This window comes from Cylindrospermum stagnale PCC 7417, from assembly GCF_000317535.1.
GTDB classification, from domain to species: domain Bacteria; phylum Cyanobacteriota; class Cyanobacteriia; order Cyanobacteriales; family Nostocaceae; genus Cylindrospermum; species Cylindrospermum stagnale.
The window spans coordinates 6,515,795-6,535,750 of record NC_019757.1; the positions used below are offsets into that span (position 1 = coordinate 6,515,795).

A 19,956-nucleotide genomic window follows, 5' to 3' on the forward strand; every position below is an offset into this window, starting at 1 on the left:
TGATGCCACCTAAAATCTCGGAGTCAATTCTCAGAAATTTGGCAGAATTGCATAGTAAACTTCTCGTAAATGTACTTCTTTTTGTGTTCTTATTTGCGTCTTGGCGCCTTGGCGCGAAACAAAAATTATTTATGGACAAAATATAGTAAATTTACGGTTAATGAAACCCAGTATAAATACGCTAAAATCTATAGTTCTCATGAAACTTTCAAAAAGTTATGCGGTTCCTACAGGCAAACCGAGAAATTTTCGTTAAGCTATAAATCCGATCATTAAGAATTATTGAATGCCTTATGCACAGTTTGTTATCTGGGCCGTTGAGTACACAGAGAGTAACGGTCAAGATTGCAGGATTGCCTGCATCATTACAAGGTAAAAAGCTGGTGCAGATGTCAGATTTTCACTATGATGGTTTGCGGCTAACAGAAAAAATGTTAGAAAAGGCGATCGCAATTTGCAATCAAGCCAAACCAGATTTAGTTCTATTGACAGGCGACTACGTAACCACAAGCCCAGCACCAATTCATCAACTAGTACTACGACTTAAAAAACTGCAAAGTCGCTGTGGTATCTATGCCATACTTGGCAACCACGATATATATTACAGACAATCAAAACCAGAAGTCACAGCAGCCCTGACTGGCATTGGAATTAACGTCTTGTGGAACGAAATCGCCTATCCATTAGGGCAAGAATTGCCACTGGTAGGACTTGCAGATAGTTACTCCAAGGAATTCAATCCCGCACTAGCCATGAACCAGCTAGACCCCGCCACACCCCGCATTGTTTTATCCCATAACCCAGACACTGCGGAGATATTGCAAGCATGGCGAGTAGATTTGCAATTATCTGGTCATACTCACGGTGGTCAAATCGTCATTCCTGGAATTGGCCCTGTAGGGCGTTATTACAAAAAGATATTGCGAAACATCCCTCTGCAAATCCGGCGTCGAGTGTCATTCTTGCGAAAAGATTACTCTGTAATCGACCATTGGGAATGGGCACAGGGTTTACATCAGCTAGGAAAAAATCAGCTATATGTCAATCGGGGACTGGGAACTTATCTCCCAGGACGTTTATTTTGCCCGCCAGAAGTTACATTACAGCGTTTCCGGCTATTATGAGGTACAGTAGCAGCAACTAGCAAACCAGTTTCTTAATTGTTGAGGATTTATTAAGTCGAGTGCAACTGAGATTAGTTTATCAACCATTTCCGTTGTAGTTGGAGCGAAACGGCGTAGAAAAGATTTAAGTTGTGACCACCATAATTCAATTGGATTAAAATCGGGAGAGTATGAGGATAAACAAATAACTTTCGCGCCTACAGCTTCAATCATTAGCACAATTGAATCTAGTTTATGTGCGGATAAATTATCCATGACTACTACTGCTCCTGACCATAAATTTGGCACTAAAAACTTCTCAACAAATAATTCAAATGCCCTGCCATCCATTGAATTATTCATTGTCATTAATGCAACTACTTTGTTAATACTAATTGCTCCAATTACTGTAACTTTTGAACCTCTATAGAAGGGGTTAAGAGAGTAAGCTCTTGTTCCCATTTGTGAACGGGCATGAGTCCTCGTTAACCCAAGTAGAACGCCAGTTTCGTCCAAAAATACTAAATTTTCTGGCTCTATATGTTTGACCTTTTCCCAATAATCTAATCTTAAATTTAAGACTCTAAGAGTCCCGGCTTGGGTACTCCGCTTTGTTTTTTTTACGATTTAATCCTAATTTCTGTAAGGCCCGACACATTGCACTTCGACCCACCCAATTACCAGTCTTGTCTGCCAAGAATTCACATAACTCTATCAATGTTGCATCTGGATGTGCTTCAACTAATTCCCTTAACTCTACTTCCGCATTTGTTAAATGACTAAATTGTGGTTTCCCTCGCGGCTTTGGTTGTAAATTTCCTTCAAGTTTTTGTTGCTTTACAAGCTTTTGCACTAAACTCTTTGAGACGGAAAATATGTTAGCTACTTTCCTGATTGAGATGTTTTTTTGAAGATGTGCTGCAACTATTTTTTCTCGAAACTCGACAGAGTATGACTTCATTTAAAGGTATTTATATTTTAATTTAGTGTACCTCATAACAGACGCAAGTGCTGTAATTACCCTAGAAAGTGACTAGAATGTCGTCATAAATTAAACTAATTTATTAAATTAGATTCCATGACATAAAATATTGTATTCACTCAAGATACATTTTAATTTTTGATAAGCTGTAAACGCTAGTATGAGGAGCATTTTTTAAACTATGCACTGGTTGTTTACAGGACACTTAAGAGTAGATAAATTAACGGTTAAGATTGCAGATTTACCGGCATCTTTACAAGGAATAAAGTTGGTACAGTTGTCAGATTTTCACTACGATGGCTTGCGGCTATCGGAAAAAATGTTAGAAAAGGCGATCGCACTTACTAACGAAGCTGAACCCGATTTAATTCTCTTAACTGGTGACTACGTAACCGACGATCCCACACCAATTCACCAACTGGTAATGCGACTCAAACATCTGCAAAGCTTCAGTGGAATCTATGCCGTACTTGGCAACCACGATATCCATTACAGCCACTCAAAAGCCGAAGTTACAGATGCGCTGACTAGCATTGGAGTCCATGTCCTGTGGAATGAAATCGCCTATCCACTAGGAGAAGAATTACCACTGGTAGGACTAGCTGATTATTGGTCACGGGAATTCAACCCCGCACCAATTATGAACCAACTAGATCCCAGCACACCGCGCATTGTTCTATCCCACAACCCAGATACAGCCAAAATATTGCAAAAATGGCGAGTAGACTTGCAACTATCTGGTCATACCCACGGAGGTCACATTGTTATTCCAGGGTTTGGTCCCGCAGTGCTTTATTATAAAAAGCTGTTGAAACAAATTCCCAAAAAATTACGGCGTTGGGTGTCTTTGTTGTTAGGAGACTGCTCTAAAGTGGTGCGTTATTGGGAATGGGCGCAAGGGTTTCACAAAATTGAACAAAATCAATTATATGTCAATCGCGGCTTAGGAACCTATCGCCCAGGACGCCTATTTTGCCCACCAGAAGTTACTGTAATTACCTTAATTAGTACTTAATCAAGCAGTCAATACAACTCTAGACTCTAGATTTTTGACTAACTCATAGGAGAAACCGCCCCAAGCTACGATGGATAGATATCAGTAGCTTAAAGCGGTTCCGTTATCATGCAATTTTTTAAGAAAATCAGAGAATTCGACTTAACTTAACTAAGGTGGACAACTTTCGCAATCAATTAAGGAAGAATTATGCATCATCGATTCTAAATAGGCAGGCATTTATCTGGCTGTGCGTTCAAAAACCTCCAATACAACTCGGTGGACTTTAAGCGAAAACACATTTACAGGATGCCACAACCTAACAGAGATTGCGAAAATATTAGAGCAGGAGGCACAGGCTCTAACTAGAAGGTTTTGGTTTAACTTTTAACCTTTTTGTACCTTGCTCTTAATCTAACACCAAGATTGTTAACCTGTGCCGTGTATTTACTAAAGTTTACTACCGTTAATCTCCTGTAACATTTAAACAAGTTTGCTTATAAATACTGTGTTAGGCGCTTTGTTTATGATTTATACACAATGTAGTAGTCCCCTCGAATTATGGAGAAGACTACCAAGCCATTACCCCTGATGAACGCATTCAGAGACGGCTAGGGAGTGGAACCGCTGCTACTAGGAGTACTAGGAGTACTAATGGTAGATGAATCACTATCAGATGTGCTGTTGGAGGTTTCTGCCTGTTTAGGCGCAGTAGTTTTAGAGGTGTCGTTCTTCTGCTCTAGAACAGGAGTATTACTGATTGGAGTTTTTGGGCTTGGGATCTCTTTAGGAATCGTCTGCGTAGCAGAAGGTGCTTTTTGAGCAGCCGCAGGCCGTTGGGGTGGAACAGTCACGTTAACCGCTGGTGGTGAAGGTGCAGCTGCGGGTGGGACAGTCACGTTAATCGTTGGTGGTGAAGGTGCAGCTGCGGGACGAACTTGCTGTTGTGGAACCAGAACAGGTACTTCTCTAGTTCTTTCAATAATGGTGGTTTGTGTTGGAGGAGATTGAACAGCTGCGGGAGATGGAGCAACTTTATTAGGTACAGGAATCACGATAGGTGCAGCATTTTCCACAGCTTCGTTGTTGCGCTGGTTAGAGTACCAGACTGCACCCGCAATCAAACCAATTAGAGACGTGAAGATAATACCTAACAGCAAACCACGAGAAGCATTGCTGTCATCACGTTCAGCTAAATTAGCTTGGGCATTATTTCGTCCCTGTACATAACCCTGCTGGTAAGACTGAGGATTCGTTTTGCTATTACTAACTGTTTCAGTGTTGCGCGTTAAGTTAGTGTGAGTATTACCATTAATATCTGTGGAAGATTCTTTACTAACTACGGTTTTATCGACTTCATGCTCATTTAGATTAGCCATAAATTTTGATTTCACTCCCCAATATATTGACAAACTAAATCTTTGCAAGAACAAAGAGATATGAGCAGATTTAAACAATTTTTTAGGTAGAAATTGTTTGATTAGCTACCTTTGTCTTAAACAAGTCTCAGAATAACCTCTGGATTAGCAACTATGGCTCTACCTCAGGGAAGGAGTTCATAGTCCATCAAAAGACGGAGCGTTCGATAAATTTTGCTAGCTATTAGCCGATGGATAGAAATAAAATTTAGTGTTTTGCTCAAATTATTTGATTTTTACTCACAAAATAGGCTGTTTAACCAATTATTTTGAACGAGTAAACTGTAAACATTCTCTTTACCAATATGTGATAGATAAGCCCTGGTTGAGATATTAGCGATCGCCTTTTACCCGCGCCTTTTACCCGACATCGCACCGCCAAATCTTAACTGTCATATCTCGACTACCGCTAACAACAGTTTTACCATCTGGACTAAAAGCAACAGAATTAACCCAATCGTCATGACTGCCTAGAGTGTAAAGTTGTTCTCCAGTGCTAACTTGCCACAACTTCACGGTATTGTCTGCACTACCACTGGCAAGGTGCTGACCATCAGAACTGAAAGCAACAGACCAAACATAGCTGTGATGTCCCGCAAGGGTGTTAATTAACTTCCCTGTCTCCATATCCCACAGCTTGATAGTCTGGCAAGAACTACCACTAGCTAAAATCTTGCCATCAGGGCTAATAGCGACACTGTTCACCGCACCTGAATGCCCGACGAGAGTATACAACGATTGCCTATTCTGCAAATTCCACAGTTTAATTCTATTATCTGCGCTGCCACTAACTAAAATCTGCCGCTTTGGACAAATAGCAAGGGAGTAAACCAAATCAGCATGACCCTTGAGGACATGCAGCAACTGTCCCATCTCTATATGGGAAATCTTGATAGTATTGTCTTGACCGCCACTCAAGATACTTTGACCATCTGGACTCACAATTACAGACAAAACCGGGGTTGAATGTACTTTAAGAGTGCTGAGTAATTTACCTGTAGACACCTGCCAAATTATAATTTTACTGTCATCACCACCACTCACTAGAGTTTGGCTATCTGAGCTAAATGCAAGACATCTAACCAAGTTTTGATGACCAGTGAGAGTATGTAGTAATTGCCCTGTTTCAAGTTGCCAAATCTTGATAGTCTGATCACTACTGCCACTAGCCAAAGTCTTCCCATCTGGACTAATTACAGTGCTAAAAACCAAGTTCCTATGACTCAGGGTGTGTATACATTTCCACGGCGACGGTTGAGACTGTGATTTAGGTGGTGGTGGCGATGTTGGTTTGGGCGGTGTTGATGCTTTGGGTGGTGGTGATGTTGGTTTGGGCTGTGCCTTTTTTAGTTTCAATTCCAGTTCCAGTTCTCTGGCCTTTTTCAAATCTGACTTAGCTCGATTTTCATATCCCAGTTTTGAGCAAGTCAGCCCCCGGAATTTATAGGCTTCTACATAGTTGGGGTTAAGGCGAATCGCTTGGGTAAAGTCTGCAATTGCCTCAGTATATTTCCCTTGTTTCTCGTTCTCCATTCCCTGGTTATAGAAACGTTCCGCATTGGATGGAATTGAATCAATTTTGATAGAAGTAGAAGTAGATTGATGTGCAGATTTATTGGTTGCACTTGGCTGATAAAACTTTAACTTTTCATAAGCCTGATTGATTTCTTTGATTTTTTCTTCTGCTTCTAGCTTTTTTTGAGGTTCCAGAATCCGGTCTGGATGCCAAATTTTAGCCATTTGGCGGTAAGCTTGCTTGACTTCCTCCATCGATGCACCAGGTTTCAAGCCAAGAATTATGTAAGCATTATTGATATCGAAGGGTAGCCACTCTTGCAGCTTGTCGTTAGACATCGCTCATCCTAAGAAATAGGCAATAAATCAGAATCTTTGATTATTATTCCCATAATTTGCCTATAATCAACGCAACTGTCCCATATTTAACGCATCACAGCCTCCTGACAAGGAAACAATATAATAGTTTTATCGCCACAGCCAGCAGCTAAAGTCTTACCATCTGGGCTAAAAGCAACAGAATATACCTCATCTTGGGCACTTGTAAAAGTACAGATTTCTTGACGGCTTTGCACATCCCATAACTTAACAGTCTGATCTTTACTCCCACTAGCTAAAATCTTGCCATCTTACGTAAACTACCTGCTGAGTTACCCCTGCTGTAATGGTTCCCAATATCGAGAAACCAAGCAATCCATACTCGGTAATTTCTAGCCAGTGACGTTTATTCATACTTTTTTGTCTGGTGCTGAAAGGAGAAACTGCTACTTGAGCGATAGATGTGGGTTATCGTTAGCGATCGCTATACCTCTAATCGTTAATTAACTGGACAAAGATGGACAATGAGTACATATTAGTTTATAGTTTCCCTATGGCTAAATATGTGAAACCTTGAGGATGCAGCTAACACTCTGAGAGTTTGTTTGCGAACCCTCAGACGATGGGAAGCAAAAGGTAAAATCAGCACCGTCAAAACGCCGTCAGGTCAAAGGCGATACGACGTCGAAAGGTTTATTAAACAAGAGTCAGAACCAGATGGAAGACGCGCCACTGTTGTCTATGCTCGCGTCTCTACCAGACCACTTCATGCTGACCTTGATAGACAAGTTGAACGATTATCAGCGCTCTAGAGCGGCGCTGAAGTCGTTAAGGAAGTGGGAGGAGGACTTAATCTGCGGAGGAAAGGACTCATCGCTCTTTTGGGACGAGTTCTGCGAGGTGATATCGGAGTTATTGTGGTTGCCCACAAAGACCGACTTGCAAGATTCGGATTTGACATTATCGAGTGGTTATGTGAACAGTTTGACTGCAAAATCGTGGTTCTCAACCAAATCAGCCTCTCTCCACACGCCGAACTCGTTCAAGATATCGTTGCAATTCTCCACAGCTTTTCAAGCCGACTTTACTCCATTAGAAGACTTGAAAACCAAATCAAACAAGAGTTACAAGTCGAAACCGAGGCACAAGAAAGAGAAGAAGTCGCCTAACAAAACACTCAAAATTCGGGTTTATCCTGAACTTGAGTTACACCAATTATGGAAGTCTTGGTTGTCAGCATCGCGCCACTGCTACAACAAAGCTATTGCAGCATTAAAAGCAGGTGAGAAATTAACCAGTGCTTATTCTTTGAGAGATTACGTATTAGGGCTAGACTTACCTGAGTGGGTCAAGTCTGCACCATCTCACCCAAAAGAAAATGCAATTTTTGATGCTTGGGATGCTTGGAAACAAGCTCGTGCCGTAAAGGGGGAGGCAAGTTTTAGAAGTTGCCGTCAGCCGTCACAATCAATCAAGTTTCACAAAGTTAATTTCAATGGCGAGACTTGGTTTCCGTCGTTGGTCAAAGGACTTAGCTTCAAGTCTACAGAACCAATAGAAAAGACTGAATTTGCGACTCAACTTGTCAGGGATAGAAAGCGCTGGTTCGCTTGTATTCCAGTAACAGAAGAGGTTGAGCCGAAGGAATTAGACAAAGTAATTGCACTTGACCCAGGCGTGAGAACGTTTTTGACTAGCTATGATGGTGATTCTTTTCAAGAGTTTGGCAAGGCAGACATTGGACGCATTCAAAGATTGTGTTCTCACCTTGACTCACTTATGGGCAGAGCGTCAAAAGCTAGTAGAACCCAAAAACGCCGGATGTACGAAGCAGCTCACCGCCTGAGAATCAGGATTCGTAATTTAGTTGATGAATGCCACAAACAAGTAACTAATTATTTAACAAGTCAATACAAAGTTATCTTGCTGCCAACATTTGAAACGTCTCAGATGGTGGTTAAATCCAAACGCAAGTTACACACCAAGACAGCTAGGCAGATGCTCACCTGGGGGCACTACCGATTTGAATGCCACTTAAAGCAAGCGGCTAAAAAACGGGGTGTTGTTGTCATTGATGTTAACGAGTCTTACACCAGCAAGACTTGTACCAAGTGCGGTCACAAGCACGACTTGCTAGGCGGTTCTAAGATATTTAAATGCCCCAACTGTGGCCACGAACATGACCGCGATTGGGGCGGCGCTCGAAACATTATGATTCGAGCTTTGAGGGACGGCTCCTTTGCTCTCTCTATTAGTAGTGAGAGTATTGCTATCGCGTATGATCTGTTTGTCCAGAGATGTACAGCGTAACACCGTCAGCGCATACTGGGAAATAGGTAATAAATTGGAATCTATGGTTAGTATTCCCAGAAACTTCCTGAACTCAACCCAAACACCTCATAGCGGCTACCATTGGGACGGTAGTAGCCGCCGTTTCTTTGAGGGCTGGTATTATCGCGTTACTTTGCCCGAAATTGGGCAAACCTTCGCTTTCATGTACTCCATCGAAGATCCTATCGGTGGTAAGCCCCACAGCGGCGGTGCAGCCCAAGTCCTGGGACTAGATGATGAGTATCTATGCCGCACTTTTCCCGATGTCCAGAAATTTTGGGGTAGTCGAGATGTCCTCGGTTTAGGACATTGGGGCAAAACTGACTTACAAGTTTCACCCATTTACCTTTTACCAGCAGAGTTTGAGCATCATGTTCAAGAAGGCTATCAAGCCACAGCTACCTTAAATCAGGGCATAATTACTGATCCGGCAACTGGTAATTATTGCCGTTGGCATTATCAAATTCAGCCAATTTATGCTTGGGGCAATCAAAATAGCCTTCAGCAATCAACTGCTGGTTGGCTATCTTTTTTGCAAATTTTTGAACCTGGGTGGCAAATCTTGATGGCTCACGGTTTAGCCAGCGGCTGGATTGACTGGAATGGTAAAATCTACCAATTCAGCAACGCCCCAGCCTATGGAGAAAAAAATTGGGGCGGTGCTTTTCCACAAAAATGGTTTTGGCTAAATTGCAATTCCTTTGAGGGTGAACCAGACTTGGCCTTAACCGCTGGTGGGGGAAGGCGTGGTGTGCTGTGGTGGATGGAATCTGTAGCGATGATTGGCTTGCACTCCCAAGGCAAGTTTTATGAATTCGTACCCTGGAATTCACAAGTAGAATGGCAAATTCAGCCTTGGGGTGGATGGCACATGCGAGCTAGAAACTTAGAGTATGAGGTTGAGTTGACAGGAACCACTCATCTAAAAGGTACCGAGCTGCGAGCACCCACCACCAATGGTTTAGCATTCTGTTGCCGGGACACCATGCAAGGGCAATTAGATATAGAGTTGCGAGAAATAGGTGGGGGAAAATCTAAAACAATCCTGAAGGCACATAGTTATCTGTGTGGTTTAGAGATAGGCGGCGGTACTTGGAATAATAGTTGGCAGTCTCCCTAAAACTGCTGCTATAATTATGTATGCTTCTTCTGTTGGGGCTGTAGCTCAGTTGGATAGAGCGAGCGCCTCCTAAGCGCTAGGCCGCCGGTTCGAACCTGGCCAGTCCCGTCGTCTAAAAACAATTGCATAAATTAAGTGGTCGGGCATTCTTTAAGAATTTTCCGATCCAGGTTAGTATGGTGCATCAATTACAATGAGACCGTTTTAACGCGCTTAATCGCGTTGAGACACAAGATTACCCAAATTTTTATTCGGGCAACTTTGCAGAACTTTGCTACTCCAGATAATTGTGTTTGTTGTTTTTATTCTTGTTAAAGAAAGTTTTTGTTTTAACAGACGAACCTATCGAGCCTTGAATAAGCTACTGTTTACAGGTAAATGTTTTCGGTTTATAGCTTTTGTTCTACCACTGTTAATGTGGTGGGGATATAAAGAAGTGCAAAACCAATTTTCGCACCCCCAAGCGATGTTAGTTTTGGGCGGTTCAACTAGACGTTTAGAGCGGGAGAAGTTTACAGCAGATTTTGCCCGTGAGCATCCAAATATACCCATTTGGATTACTGGGGGTAGCCCACCGAGGTTCACCCAACAGGTATTTTCTAAGGCTGGAGTTGATCCCAGACGTTTACACTTGGATTATGAAGCGGTTGATACAGTCACTAATTTTACTACGTTAGTAGATGATTTGCAAGCTCGTGGCATCAAAAGCGTTTATTTAATTACTTCCGACTTTCATATGCGCCGCGCTTGCGTTATTGGTGAGATTATTTTGGGCAGTCGGGGAATTGAGTTTAAGCCAGTACCAGTTCCTTCGGAAAAAAGTCCAGAACCAATTCAAAAATCTATCCGCGATGGAGCTAGAGCAATCATTTGGGTAGCAACTGGTTATACTGGTGCCGATGCAGCTAAAAATAAACGCTAAATTCAGTTATTTTAATTGGCACTATATTGTCCTGACACACTTTCTTTGATTCCTTAGCTTCTTAGAAATTACTTGCAAAAAACTACCCCCAATACGCCCACAATTTGATACCCTAGCTTAAACAGATTTGAGAAAAGTTAAAGCGTGGAAATTCAACTTGGGCGGGGAAAAAAAGCTCGCAGAGCATATGGAATTGATGAAATTGCTCTAGCTCCCGGTAACAGAACACTCGATCCGAGTTTGGCAGATACTAAGTGGCGTATTGGTAATGTTGAGCGAGAAATCCCGATAATTGCTAGTGCGATGGATGGCGTAGTCGATGTTCGTATGGCTGTACGTTTGTCACAGTTAGGAGCATTAGGCGTCCTCAACTTAGAAGGTATCCAAACTCGCTATGCTGACCCAGAGCCGATTTTAGATCGGATCGCCTCTGTGGGCAAAGATGAATTTGTTTCCCTAATGCAAGAACTCTATGCCGAACCAATAAAGCCGGAATTAATTGAACAACGTATTCAGGAAATTAAACAACAAGGCGGCATTGCGGCGGTGAGTTCTACACCAGCAGGTGCAAGTAAATATGGTGCGGTGGTGGCAAAAGCTGGGGCAGATTTATTTTTTGTACAAGCAACGGTGGTTTCTACGGCGCATTTGTCGCCGGAGTCCTTAGTACCACTTGATTTAGCAGAATTTTGCGCGAAGATGCCCATCCCTGTGGCGTTGGGGAATTGCGTGACTTATGAAGTCACTTTGAATTTGTTAAAAGCTGGTGCAGCAGCGGTGTTGGTAGGAATTGGACCTGGTGCCGCATGTACCTCCCGTGGGGTGTTGGGTGTGGGAGTACCCCAAGCAACTGCGATCGCCGATTGTGCCGCAGCACGAGATGATTATTACCAGGAAACTGGGATTTATATCCCCATAATCGCTGATGGCGGTTTAATCACCGGCGGCGATATTTGCAAGTGTATCGCCTGTGGTGCTGATGGCGTGATGATTGGCTCCCCCTTCGCCAGAGCCGCAGAAGCCCCAGGACGGGGTTACCATTGGGGCATGGCGACTCCCAGCCCAATATTGCCCCGTGGCACCCGCATTCGCGTTGGTACTACCGGTAGCTTAGAACAAATACTCATTGGTCCTGCTGGACTAGATGATGGCACTCATAACCTTGTGGGAGCCTTAAAAACTAGCATGGGCACATTGGGAGCCAAAAACATTAAAGAAATGCAGCAAGTTGAAGTAGTGATTGCGCCTTCCCTGTTAACAGAAGGTAAAGTCTACCAAAAAGCTCAACAATTAGGCATGGGTAAGTAAGGGGACTAGTCCCTGGGGACTGTCCAGGGGAAAAACTCTTACCTTTTTCCCCCTTATCTTTTTCGCCCTTACCCATTAAAGAAATTTTTCTAGAGCTTTAAACAATCTCTGGAAAAATCACATCTGTCGCCTACAATAGAGATAGCGGAGACGCATGTTTCCGTTCACTCCTCACACCACACTCCGCCCGGACTACTGTTCGGGCGGTTCCTTATTTGTGAATAAATTCTAGAGCTTCTTTGCAAATGTACATCCTTCACTCCCAAGCAGATGTTTTTGCTATGGTAGAATTTTCACGAAACTGAGAAATATAATAGGCAAAGGTTTTTAGGCATGTCAGCAGCCACAAGTGTAACGGATTCGAGTTTTAAGCAAGAAGTACTCGACAGCGATTGTCCTGTGTTAGTTGACTTTTGGGCCCCCTGGTGCGGCCCCTGCCGGATGGTAGCTCCTGTTGTCGAGGAAATTGCAGTGCAGTATGAAGGTCAGCTAAAGGTCGTGAAAGTAAACACTGATGAAAATCCGCAGATCGCCAGCCAGTATGGTATCCGCAGTATTCCCACATTAATGATTTTTAAGAAAGGAGAGAAAGTAGATATGGTTGTCGGTGCCGTGCCTAAAACTACACTATCTAACACTTTGGAAAAGTATCTTTGAAACCCAATCGGCAACAAAATCCTTTTGAGTTGCCCATTTGCTCTAGTTTTAGGTAAATATTTGTAAACAAGTTTGGGAGGCGCGAGCTTTGTGCCTCTGCAAAACTTTTTGCCAAGAAAAATTGGAAGTTTAAACGTCACCGAGGATATATCCTGCTAAAGGAATAGATCTGTGTTTTAGACGATTGCAGAAAAATGACAGTTGTCACCAGCGCCTTGGTAAATGGTTAACCAAAGGTGCTTTTTATTGTGACGCCGCAGTTAAAAATCAACAGATATTACTTCGGATTGTTGACTCATAAGTAATGGGAGACAATTGATAAATTGCACGCCAAATTTAGGTAAAATATAATGCCATTGTTGCGGCGGTTCTCATGACCTCATCTGCGTCGTTTGACACATTAGAGTCTCTCCAAGCGGATATCGCTGAATTGATTGATCGTTTACCAACGTTAAAAAATCGGCAATTAATCCAGCAGGCACTTGCCACGATAGTACGTTTGGCTGATAGTGAAATTGAACGTCTTGATTGGAAGATACTGTCTGCTGCTTTAGCAGATATGGAGCGGGGTTTCCAGCTCTTTTATGCTTACCGACATATCCGCAAAGTGACTATCTTTGGTTCGGCTCGTCTAGCGCCAGAGACCCCAGAGTACCACATGGCACTTCAATTTGCTCGCGCTGTTTCTCAGTTAGGATTCATGGTGATGACAGGCGGTGGTGGCGGTATCATGCAGGCAGGTCACGAAGGTGCTGGACGAGAAAATTCCTTTGGCTTAAATATTCAGCTACCCTTTGAGCAGCAGGCTAATCCCTTTATTGATGGTGATCCCAAGCTAATTCACTTCAAGTATTTCTTTACCCGCAAGCTGTTTCTTTTGAAAGAAAGTGATGCTGTTGCCTTGTTTCCGGGCGGTTTTGGCACCCAAGATGAAGCTTTTGAATGTATGACATTGAGCCAGACGGGTAAATTTGGCCCAGTCCCTCTGGTTTTGATTGACTCTCCTGGCGGTGATTACTGGCTGTCTTGGAGCCAATATATCGATCAGCAACTGGTGCAAAAAGGTCTTGTCAGTCCCGAAGACCCCAGCCTTTACACGGTGACAGACAACTTAGAAGTAGCTTGCAATGCCATTACTCGTTTTTACCAGGTTTATCACTCTAGCCGCTACGTAGGTGAGCAGTTGGTGATTCGTCTGAGCAAAGATTTATCAGCTGCTGAGGTTGAGCAACTCAATGCTAACTTCAACGATATTCTTGTGAAAGGACGAATTGAAAAAAGTATTGCTTTACCTCAAGAAGGGCAAGATGAAACAGTCGAGCTACCCCGTCTTGTTTTGTACTTCAATCAACGGGACTTAGGGCGCTTATATCAGATGATTGCAGCGATTAACCAGATGGTTACTCCTTCGACAGAAGAAGCTGTGCATCCAGAAAGGAAGTAGGCAATAGGGGTGGATTTTGCCACCCTTGATTAAATTTTCAACCCACGATTGCCAGGTCTAATTACCAGAATAATTTGCCAATATTTCTATTTATAAAATTTCATATTCTTTGAATGGGTAGTGTTCACAGTGATTAATAGTACTATGCACTGCCCACTGCACAAATCATCATTTTCAATACAAATAAATCTGCAATACCAATGATTGACTTTACAGATGTTATCAACTGAGTGAAAAACACAAAGTGAACTTCTCTCTCTAGGTAGAGACCATTGATGAATTGTCTCTACACTGTGGTAGGTTCAAATGCAAATTTTTGTTGTGCGTTCCTGCGCCTAAAATGATAAGCTTTCTGGAATTCTTTAGTGAGCAACTAAAAGCATGTGATATAGCCTACTTTTTTAATGTAAAAAACACCAGTTATGATGACTCAATGCTGATCAGCATGAAAAAGCTTGTATATTAGCACAGGAAACAATATAGGACATCCTAACAAAGACAGAGGAATAAAACATGCTGGAATTATTGGGTTCAGGTTTGGTTTCACTCTGGCTGGAAATGGCTGGGGTACAGATCAAACCTTTAGATGCGTTAGATGCATTGGCTTGGCAAAGTAGTCCTGGCTTGGTTATTGCCCCTGATCCAAATCCAGCTGGACCGACGACAGTGCAGGAATATCTCAAGGGACTGATCACCTCGAAGCTAGTGGCGCAGAATTTAATTCAGAGTCAGGGAATTTGGATGCAGTCGGGACCGATGCTCATGGCTAATCACCAAGGTACGACGCCTCTACCTGCTGCTTCTTTGACTAAGGTTGCTACCTCATTAGTTGCCTTCAAAACTTGGGGACCAGACCACCAATTTGAGACTTTGGTCAGTGCTACAGGGCCAATAGTTAATGGGGTGTTGCAAGGCGATTTGGTCATTACTGGTGGTGGTGACCCGATGTTTGTTTGGGAGGAAGCGATCGCCTTGGGGAATAGTCTAAATAAGCTGGGAATCAAGCAGGTAAAGGGAAATTTGGTGATCACTGGCAATTTTGCCATGAACTTCCAGCGTCATCCCCAACTAGCAGGTCAAATACTCAAGCAAGCGCTGAATTCAGCCGCTTGGTCCCGTCCTGCTGTTTATATATACTCGATTATGCCCAAGGGAACACCCAAGCCCCAAGTCGTCATCGCTGGTACCGTCAAAGTAGAAGCACAGCCTAACCCTCAACAAACCTTGCTGGTACGTCATCGCTCATTACCCTTGCAGCAACTGATCAAGGAGATGAATGTTTTCAGCAACAACGACATGGCAGAAATGTTGGCGGAGTCAGTGGGAGGATCAACTGTAGTCCAATCAATGGCTGCTAATTTGGCTAGAGTGCCGCACTCAGAAATTCAGTTAATCAATGGTTCGGGACTGGGCCCAGAAAATCGCATTTCCCCCAGAGCAGTATGTGCTATGTTCATGGCACTGCAACAGCAAGCCGTCGCTCATCAGCTAACTTTGGCTGACTTGTTCCCCATGTCTGGCTTTGATCACCGAGGGACAATGCACGCTAGACACCTCCCCAGCGCTACTGTGATTAAAACTGGTACTCTCCGAGATGTCAGCGCTTTAGCTGGAGTTATACCCACACGCGATCGCGGTTTGGTCTGGTTTGCTATCCTCAACCGTGGCCCAAATGTATCAGGATTTCGGACTGGACAAGACAAATTTTTGCAAAGTCTGATTCAAAAATTGCAAATACCTGCCGTTGTTCCCACTACCCTCACTCCCCATTCGGCAATCAACTCTCTACCCAAACTGGGTGCAGCCAGCCGGAATGAAATTTTGTTGAGAAGTTAGTCAGGCAAGAGGCAAGATCCATAAGTCATTAGTCTTGACCAAATTTTAGATTTTAGATATTAGATAATGGAATTGAAAATTCAAAATTCAAAATCTAAAAAGGTCTCAGAGCAACCAAATTTGTTTGTGGAACAATTCCATTATCCAAAATCTACAATTCTTTATTCAAGTCCCTGCATTGATGCATGGGGGCAATCCAAAATCCAAAATCCAAAATCATTTGACCCTTAACTCATTCTTGGGGAATAATTTCTGTCACTACCCTGCCGCCAGAATTGCCACCTTTGACAACAATATTTTCGGTTTGCAGATTACCCTCAGCCGTTGCACCAGTAAAATTTAATGGCGGGTCAACTTGGCGATAAACTACATTTCCCTGAGCTGACAGCAACTTATTGTCCAGATACCAAGTTAGTGTATTCGATTTTAAAGACTGGCGACGTTGTCCAATCGCATTGACATTGCCTGTTAAATAAACCGTTCTTTGTGGGATCTTCATTTCGCCTTGATTGGCAGTTACAGTCGTATTTTCGGCACGGTGGAACACGCGCACGGGTGAATTTGTAGCGACAGTTTCCGTGTTCATATTCCAGGTCATAGCGTTACTCGTTATTTGCATTCGTGGGTCTAGTAACTCTAGTTGGGAATTTTGTTTGATTGTGGCAATTTTAGTTTTTAAGTTGACTTCGGCAGCATTTCCACTACCACGTTCGGTTATTTGATTATTTTTATAGTGGTCAATTTGTATAGGGCGATCGCCAATTAATTTATTTTCTTTGATTCGCCAGGTCAAATGCTCGGTTCGCATTTGTAATTGTGGTTCGGCAGAATTAGCTACTACCTTTCCTGAAAATTCCATGATTTGTTCGCGGGTTTTGACTCGTGCTTCCTGGGCCACGGCCTGTAATTGTTTATGAGTTCCGTTGATCTGGTTGCGAACAATTAGCAAATCTTCTTGGGGACGCCATTCTAATTCATTGCCTTGCAACACAATGCCATTAACCGGATCGGTGGCGAGGATTTTACCCTTGAGAAACAGTTGTTTTCCATTTTGCTCGATATCTGCCTTTTCTGCTTTAATTTGGTAAACCACTTTGCCGTCTTGATATAGTTCACCAGAGGGACTTTCAGCTTGACCAATTTGCTTTTCTTTGGTATATTTTGCTTGTTTAGCTTTGACTTTCCAAATCGGTCGCCCCACTTCATCAAACTGTTCAAAATCAACACCAAAGAAAGTCAAATTGCTATCCGATTTTTGGTTAGCCGCATCTGGTTTAGAGGCTGTGGGGGATTTACCCCCGCAGGCAGCTAAACCGATTACCAAGAATAAGCTCAAAGGCAGGTAACACCAATTTACTTTCGATTGTAAATAAAAAAGAAACGGGGATGTATAAAAGTGGGGGGATTGTGTTTTACTTCCCCCTTGCATCTCTGAAGTTCTTCTCCCATTATTCCTGCCTTGTTGATGCTTCATTACTCTTGAATTTCTAGGTGTCCATCACTTAATCGTGGGTCTTCCAAAAAACTTACACCGGATAAGGGTCGATATGGATAGCTTTGACGGGGGGTTTTTTGGATATCTTCTTTGATCGCTTCTAAATCAATATAGCGATCGCTCACATTGATTAAACTATCGCTCGTCATCGAACGCAAACTTACCACCTCTACCCGCACACCGCGATAGCTTACCGAATTCACAGCATAAGCTAAATCCCCATCACCACTGACTAAGACAGCGGTATCATATGAATCTACCAACGCCATCATATCTACAGCTATTTCTACATCCAAGTTGGCTTTTTTGGAGCCATCTGGTAGCTGTACCAAATCCTTAGCAATAACTCGATAGCCATTGCGGCGCATCCACAGCAAAAACCCCTGTTGCTTCTCGTTTGTCCGGTCTACCCCAGTATAGAAGAAAGAACGCAACAGCCTAGAACCACCAGTTAAGCGACATAACAACTTCGTGTAATCAATTTCGATTCCTAGTTGCAGTGCAGCATAAAATAGATTTGAGCCATCAATAAAGATGGCCACACGACCCCGATTTTCCAAAACCTGTTCTGGCGTAAATATTGAGTCGTTTTCCAAATTATTCAACATTGTTGTTTTACCTGTAAATTTTGATACAAATTACCAACTTTTAGATGCTTGTTAGAGCGGCTTATGATAAGCTTCCGGGGCTAATAAGTTAAGCCCCGAATAAATTTTTTGAGAAAATCAAAAATTGAAAGAACTAATCGTTTTTCAGGGTTTCTATGCGTTTAAAAACTGGTTGAGGTGTGCCCAACTGTTGTTTATGGGATAGTAAGCCCCAGGTTGCATGGGTGGCAAAAGGTGCAGCAATTGAACTTTCTGTTTGATTGTTAAAGTTTATTCCAAAGCCTAGCTGCTGATAGATATCGCTACTGATATTTGGAATAATGGGGGAGAACAGATAAGCTGCTAGTCTAACCGATTCTAGAACTGCATACAGTACTGCTTCCACTTCCTGCTGCTTTTCTTGTTTATATAATGTCCAAGGAGCTTGTTCATCAATAAACTTATTACTGGCTTGCACCAGCAAAAGAATGGCTTCGCAGGCTTGATTGAAAGCTAGCGCTTCATAAGCTTGTTTCACCTGTTCCCCTAGGGGTAAACCAATCCTTTTTAAAGGATTTTCAGCCGGAATGGCTTCATTGGCGATTAACGGTACATTGCCAGCACAGTATTTCTTCACCATGTTCAAGGTGCGATTTAACAAATTACCTAAATCATTTGCCAAATCTGCATTCAGAACATTAATGAACCTAACTTCATTAAAATCTCCATCCTTGCCAAATTCAATTTCCTTAAGGAAGTAATAACGAACGGCATCACTACCATATCGCTGGATTAGGGCTATAGGATCAAGGGTATTACCCAGAGTTTTCCCCATTTTTTGACCGTCTTTGGTCAAAAAGCCATGGCCAAATACTCGTTCTGGCAAGGGTAGATCAGCTGACATCAGCATTGCTGGCCAATAAACTGCATGGAAGCGGAGAATATCTTTACCAATCAGGTGCAGGTTGATTGGCCACCATGTCTCTAAGGCATTTGCTAAAGTCGGTTCTGCATCTGGTTCTAGCAATGCGGTGACATAACCCAGCAGCGCGTCAAACCAGACATAAAGGGTATGTTTTGGGTTAACTGGTACGGGAAAACCCCAATCTAGATTTACCCGTGAAATCGAAAAGTCTTGCAAACCTTGACTCACAAAACTGAGGACTTCATTTCGCCGGCTTGCTGGCTGGATAAAATCTGGTCTAGATTGATAAAATTCTTCTAGTTTCGCTTGATACTTGGATAAGCGAAAGAAATAGTTTTGCTCGTCTCGCCACTCAACTTCTTTGGTAGTATGTATGGGGCAATGTTTTCCTGGTAGCAGTTCCCGTTCATCTTTAAATTCTTCGCAAGATACGCAGTACCAGCCTTGTTGTTGCCCTTGGTAGATATCACCACTCTCCCATACTCGCTGAAAGAATTCCTTGACGATCGCTTCATGGCGATTCGCGGTAGTCCGACTAAAGCGATCGTATTCAATACCTAGCAACTCCCACAAGCTAACAAAGCTAGGCACAATTTGATCACAAAACTCTTGTGGTGCTTTCCCTAAAGTTGCTGCTGCCCGCTGAATTTTCTGTCCATGCTCATCTGTGCCGGTAATCAGCAGTACTCGATGACCCAAAAGCCGCTGAAATCGCGCCACTACATCTGCTGCCATCGTTGTATAAGCACTGCCAATGTGGGGGACATCGTTGACATAATATAGCGGTGTTGTCAGCGCAAATGTTTTTTCTGTTTTATCCACTAGATTCATGCAGAATAAATAACAACTTATTAAAACCTTATCTATCGAAGTTATCTCGGCAAAACCACGTAATTATATAACATTCCTACCTTTTTTTCACACAACATCCTAATATTAGCAAATTTCCCAATTTTATAATGTGTATAAATCTAGCTAATTTATCCCCAAAATAGAGAAAT

General features: G+C 42.7%; 17 protein-coding genes, 1 tRNA gene and 2 pseudogenes. 11 read left to right on the forward strand and 9 right to left on the reverse strand.

The genetic code is table 11. The annotated features are described in order from the left end of the window. The first annotated feature begins 293 nt into the window (after positions 1-293). Positions 294-1,124, forward strand: coding sequence for a metallophosphoesterase (locus CYLST_RS27555; RefSeq protein WP_015211024.1), 831 nt, complete (start codon positions 294-296; stop codon positions 1,122-1,124). Here CYLST_RS27555 and CYLST_RS27560 read toward each other — a convergent pair. Together CYLST_RS27560 and CYLST_RS27565 are read right to left on the reverse strand one after the other, a co-directional pair. Further along, the gene (locus CYLST_RS27560; RefSeq protein WP_085960646.1) at positions 1,119-1,619 is read right to left on the reverse strand and encodes a transposase; all 501 of its coding nucleotides are present in this window, start codon (positions 1,617-1,619) and stop codon (positions 1,119-1,121) included. The two genes, CYLST_RS27555 and CYLST_RS27560, sit on opposite strands and share 6 nt — an antisense overlap. Positions 1,620-1,686: 67 nt before the next feature. Next, positions 1,687-2,064: a helix-turn-helix domain-containing protein gene (locus tag CYLST_RS27565; protein ID WP_041233187.1), complete on the reverse strand. Its 378-nt coding sequence runs from the start codon at positions 2,062-2,064 to the stop codon at positions 1,687-1,689. A 202-nt stretch (positions 2,065-2,266) separates the two neighbouring features. Here CYLST_RS27565 and CYLST_RS27570 point away from each other — a divergent pair, with 202 nt between their 5' ends. Next, a complete protein-coding gene (locus tag CYLST_RS27570) occupies positions 2,267-3,100 on the forward strand; it encodes a metallophosphoesterase (RefSeq protein WP_015211025.1) in 834 nt (277 codons plus the stop codon). A gap of 590 nt (positions 3,101-3,690) precedes the next feature. Here the strand turns inward: CYLST_RS27570 and CYLST_RS27575 are convergent. The 4 genes from CYLST_RS27575 to CYLST_RS36430 all read right to left on the reverse strand — a co-directional run bounded on the left by CYLST_RS27575 (position 3,691) and on the right by CYLST_RS36430 (position 6,744). Then, positions 3,691-4,458 carry a hypothetical protein gene (locus tag CYLST_RS27575; RefSeq protein ID WP_015211026.1) on the reverse strand — a complete coding sequence of 256 codons (768 nt, stop codon included), beginning with the start codon at positions 4,456-4,458 and terminating at the stop codon, positions 3,691-3,693. A 399-nt stretch (positions 4,459-4,857) separates the two neighbouring features. Then, positions 4,858-6,351, reverse strand: coding sequence for a WD40 domain-containing protein (locus CYLST_RS27580; RefSeq protein WP_015211027.1), 1,494 nt, complete (start codon positions 6,349-6,351; stop codon positions 4,858-4,860). A gap of 86 nt (positions 6,352-6,437) precedes the next feature. Continuing rightward, a complete protein-coding gene (locus CYLST_RS33775) occupies positions 6,438-6,587 on the reverse strand; it encodes a WD40 repeat domain-containing protein (protein WP_245587442.1) in 150 nt (49 codons plus the stop codon). 34 nt (positions 6,588-6,621) lie between these two features. Further along, complete coding sequence (locus CYLST_RS36430; protein WP_281172799.1) at positions 6,622-6,744, reverse strand: hypothetical protein; 123 nt, start codon at positions 6,742-6,744, stop codon at positions 6,622-6,624. A gap of 139 nt (positions 6,745-6,883) precedes the next feature. Here CYLST_RS36430 and CYLST_RS33780 point away from each other — a divergent pair. The 9 genes and pseudogenes from CYLST_RS33780 (at position 6,884) to CYLST_RS27620 (ending at position 15,948) form a co-directional block, all read left to right on the forward strand. Continuing rightward, positions 6,884-7,499, forward strand: a pseudogene (locus CYLST_RS33780) (IS607 family transposase). Next, complete coding sequence (locus tag CYLST_RS33785) at positions 7,432-8,640, forward strand: RNA-guided endonuclease InsQ/TnpB family protein (protein ID WP_281172836.1); 1,209 nt, start codon at positions 7,432-7,434, stop codon at positions 8,638-8,640. The pseudogene CYLST_RS33780 and the gene CYLST_RS33785 overlap by 68 nt, the downstream one beginning before the upstream one ends. Before the next feature lie 43 nt (positions 8,641-8,683). Further along, entirely contained in the window at positions 8,684-9,781 is a 1,098-nt protein-coding gene (locus CYLST_RS27590) for a tocopherol cyclase family protein (RefSeq protein WP_041233303.1), read from the forward strand. 34 nt (positions 9,782-9,815) lie between these two features. Next, positions 9,816-9,889, forward strand: a tRNA-Arg gene (locus tag CYLST_RS27595). A 283-nt stretch (positions 9,890-10,172) separates the two neighbouring features. Beyond that, positions 10,173-10,703 (forward strand): YdcF family protein, encoded by a 531-nt coding sequence (locus CYLST_RS27600; protein WP_041233961.1) that lies wholly within the window; start codon positions 10,173-10,175, stop codon positions 10,701-10,703. Between the two features lie 144 nt (positions 10,704-10,847). Beyond that, on the forward strand, positions 10,848-12,011 hold the full coding sequence (locus tag CYLST_RS27605) for a GuaB3 family IMP dehydrogenase-related protein (protein WP_015211031.1): 1,164 nt from the start codon (positions 10,848-10,850) through the stop codon (positions 12,009-12,011). 312 nt (positions 12,012-12,323) lie between these two features. Then, positions 12,324-12,668: pseudogene (gene trxA, locus CYLST_RS27610) on the forward strand (thioredoxin); the annotation flags it as partial. A 373-nt stretch (positions 12,669-13,041) separates the two neighbouring features. Continuing rightward, positions 13,042-14,112, forward strand: a complete 1,071-nt coding sequence (locus CYLST_RS27615) for an LOG family protein (protein WP_015211033.1) — start codon at positions 13,042-13,044, stop codon at positions 14,110-14,112. 513 nt (positions 14,113-14,625) lie between these two features. After that, positions 14,626-15,948: a D-alanyl-D-alanine carboxypeptidase gene (locus tag CYLST_RS27620; protein WP_015211034.1), complete on the forward strand. Its 1,323-nt coding sequence runs from the start codon at positions 14,626-14,628 to the stop codon at positions 15,946-15,948. Positions 15,949-16,180: 232 nt separating this feature from the next. On the opposite strand, the gene lptC is transcribed toward CYLST_RS27620, so the two are convergent. From lptC to metG, 3 genes are all read right to left on the reverse strand, one after another. Beyond that, positions 16,181-17,422, reverse strand: coding sequence for an LPS export ABC transporter periplasmic protein LptC (lptC, locus tag CYLST_RS27625; protein WP_015211035.1), 1,242 nt, complete (start codon positions 17,420-17,422; stop codon positions 16,181-16,183). Further along, positions 17,422-18,051 carry a LabA-like NYN domain-containing protein gene (locus CYLST_RS27630; RefSeq protein WP_015211036.1) on the reverse strand — a complete coding sequence of 210 codons (630 nt, stop codon included), beginning with the start codon at positions 18,049-18,051 and terminating at the stop codon, positions 17,422-17,424. Before CYLST_RS27630 ends, lptC begins: the two co-directional genes overlap by 1 nt. Before the next feature lie 133 nt (positions 18,052-18,184). After that, the gene (gene metG / locus CYLST_RS27635) at positions 18,185-19,786 is read right to left on the reverse strand and encodes a methionine--tRNA ligase (protein ID WP_015211037.1); all 1,602 of its coding nucleotides are present in this window, start codon (positions 19,784-19,786) and stop codon (positions 18,185-18,187) included. Positions 19,787-19,956: the final 170 nt, after the last annotated feature.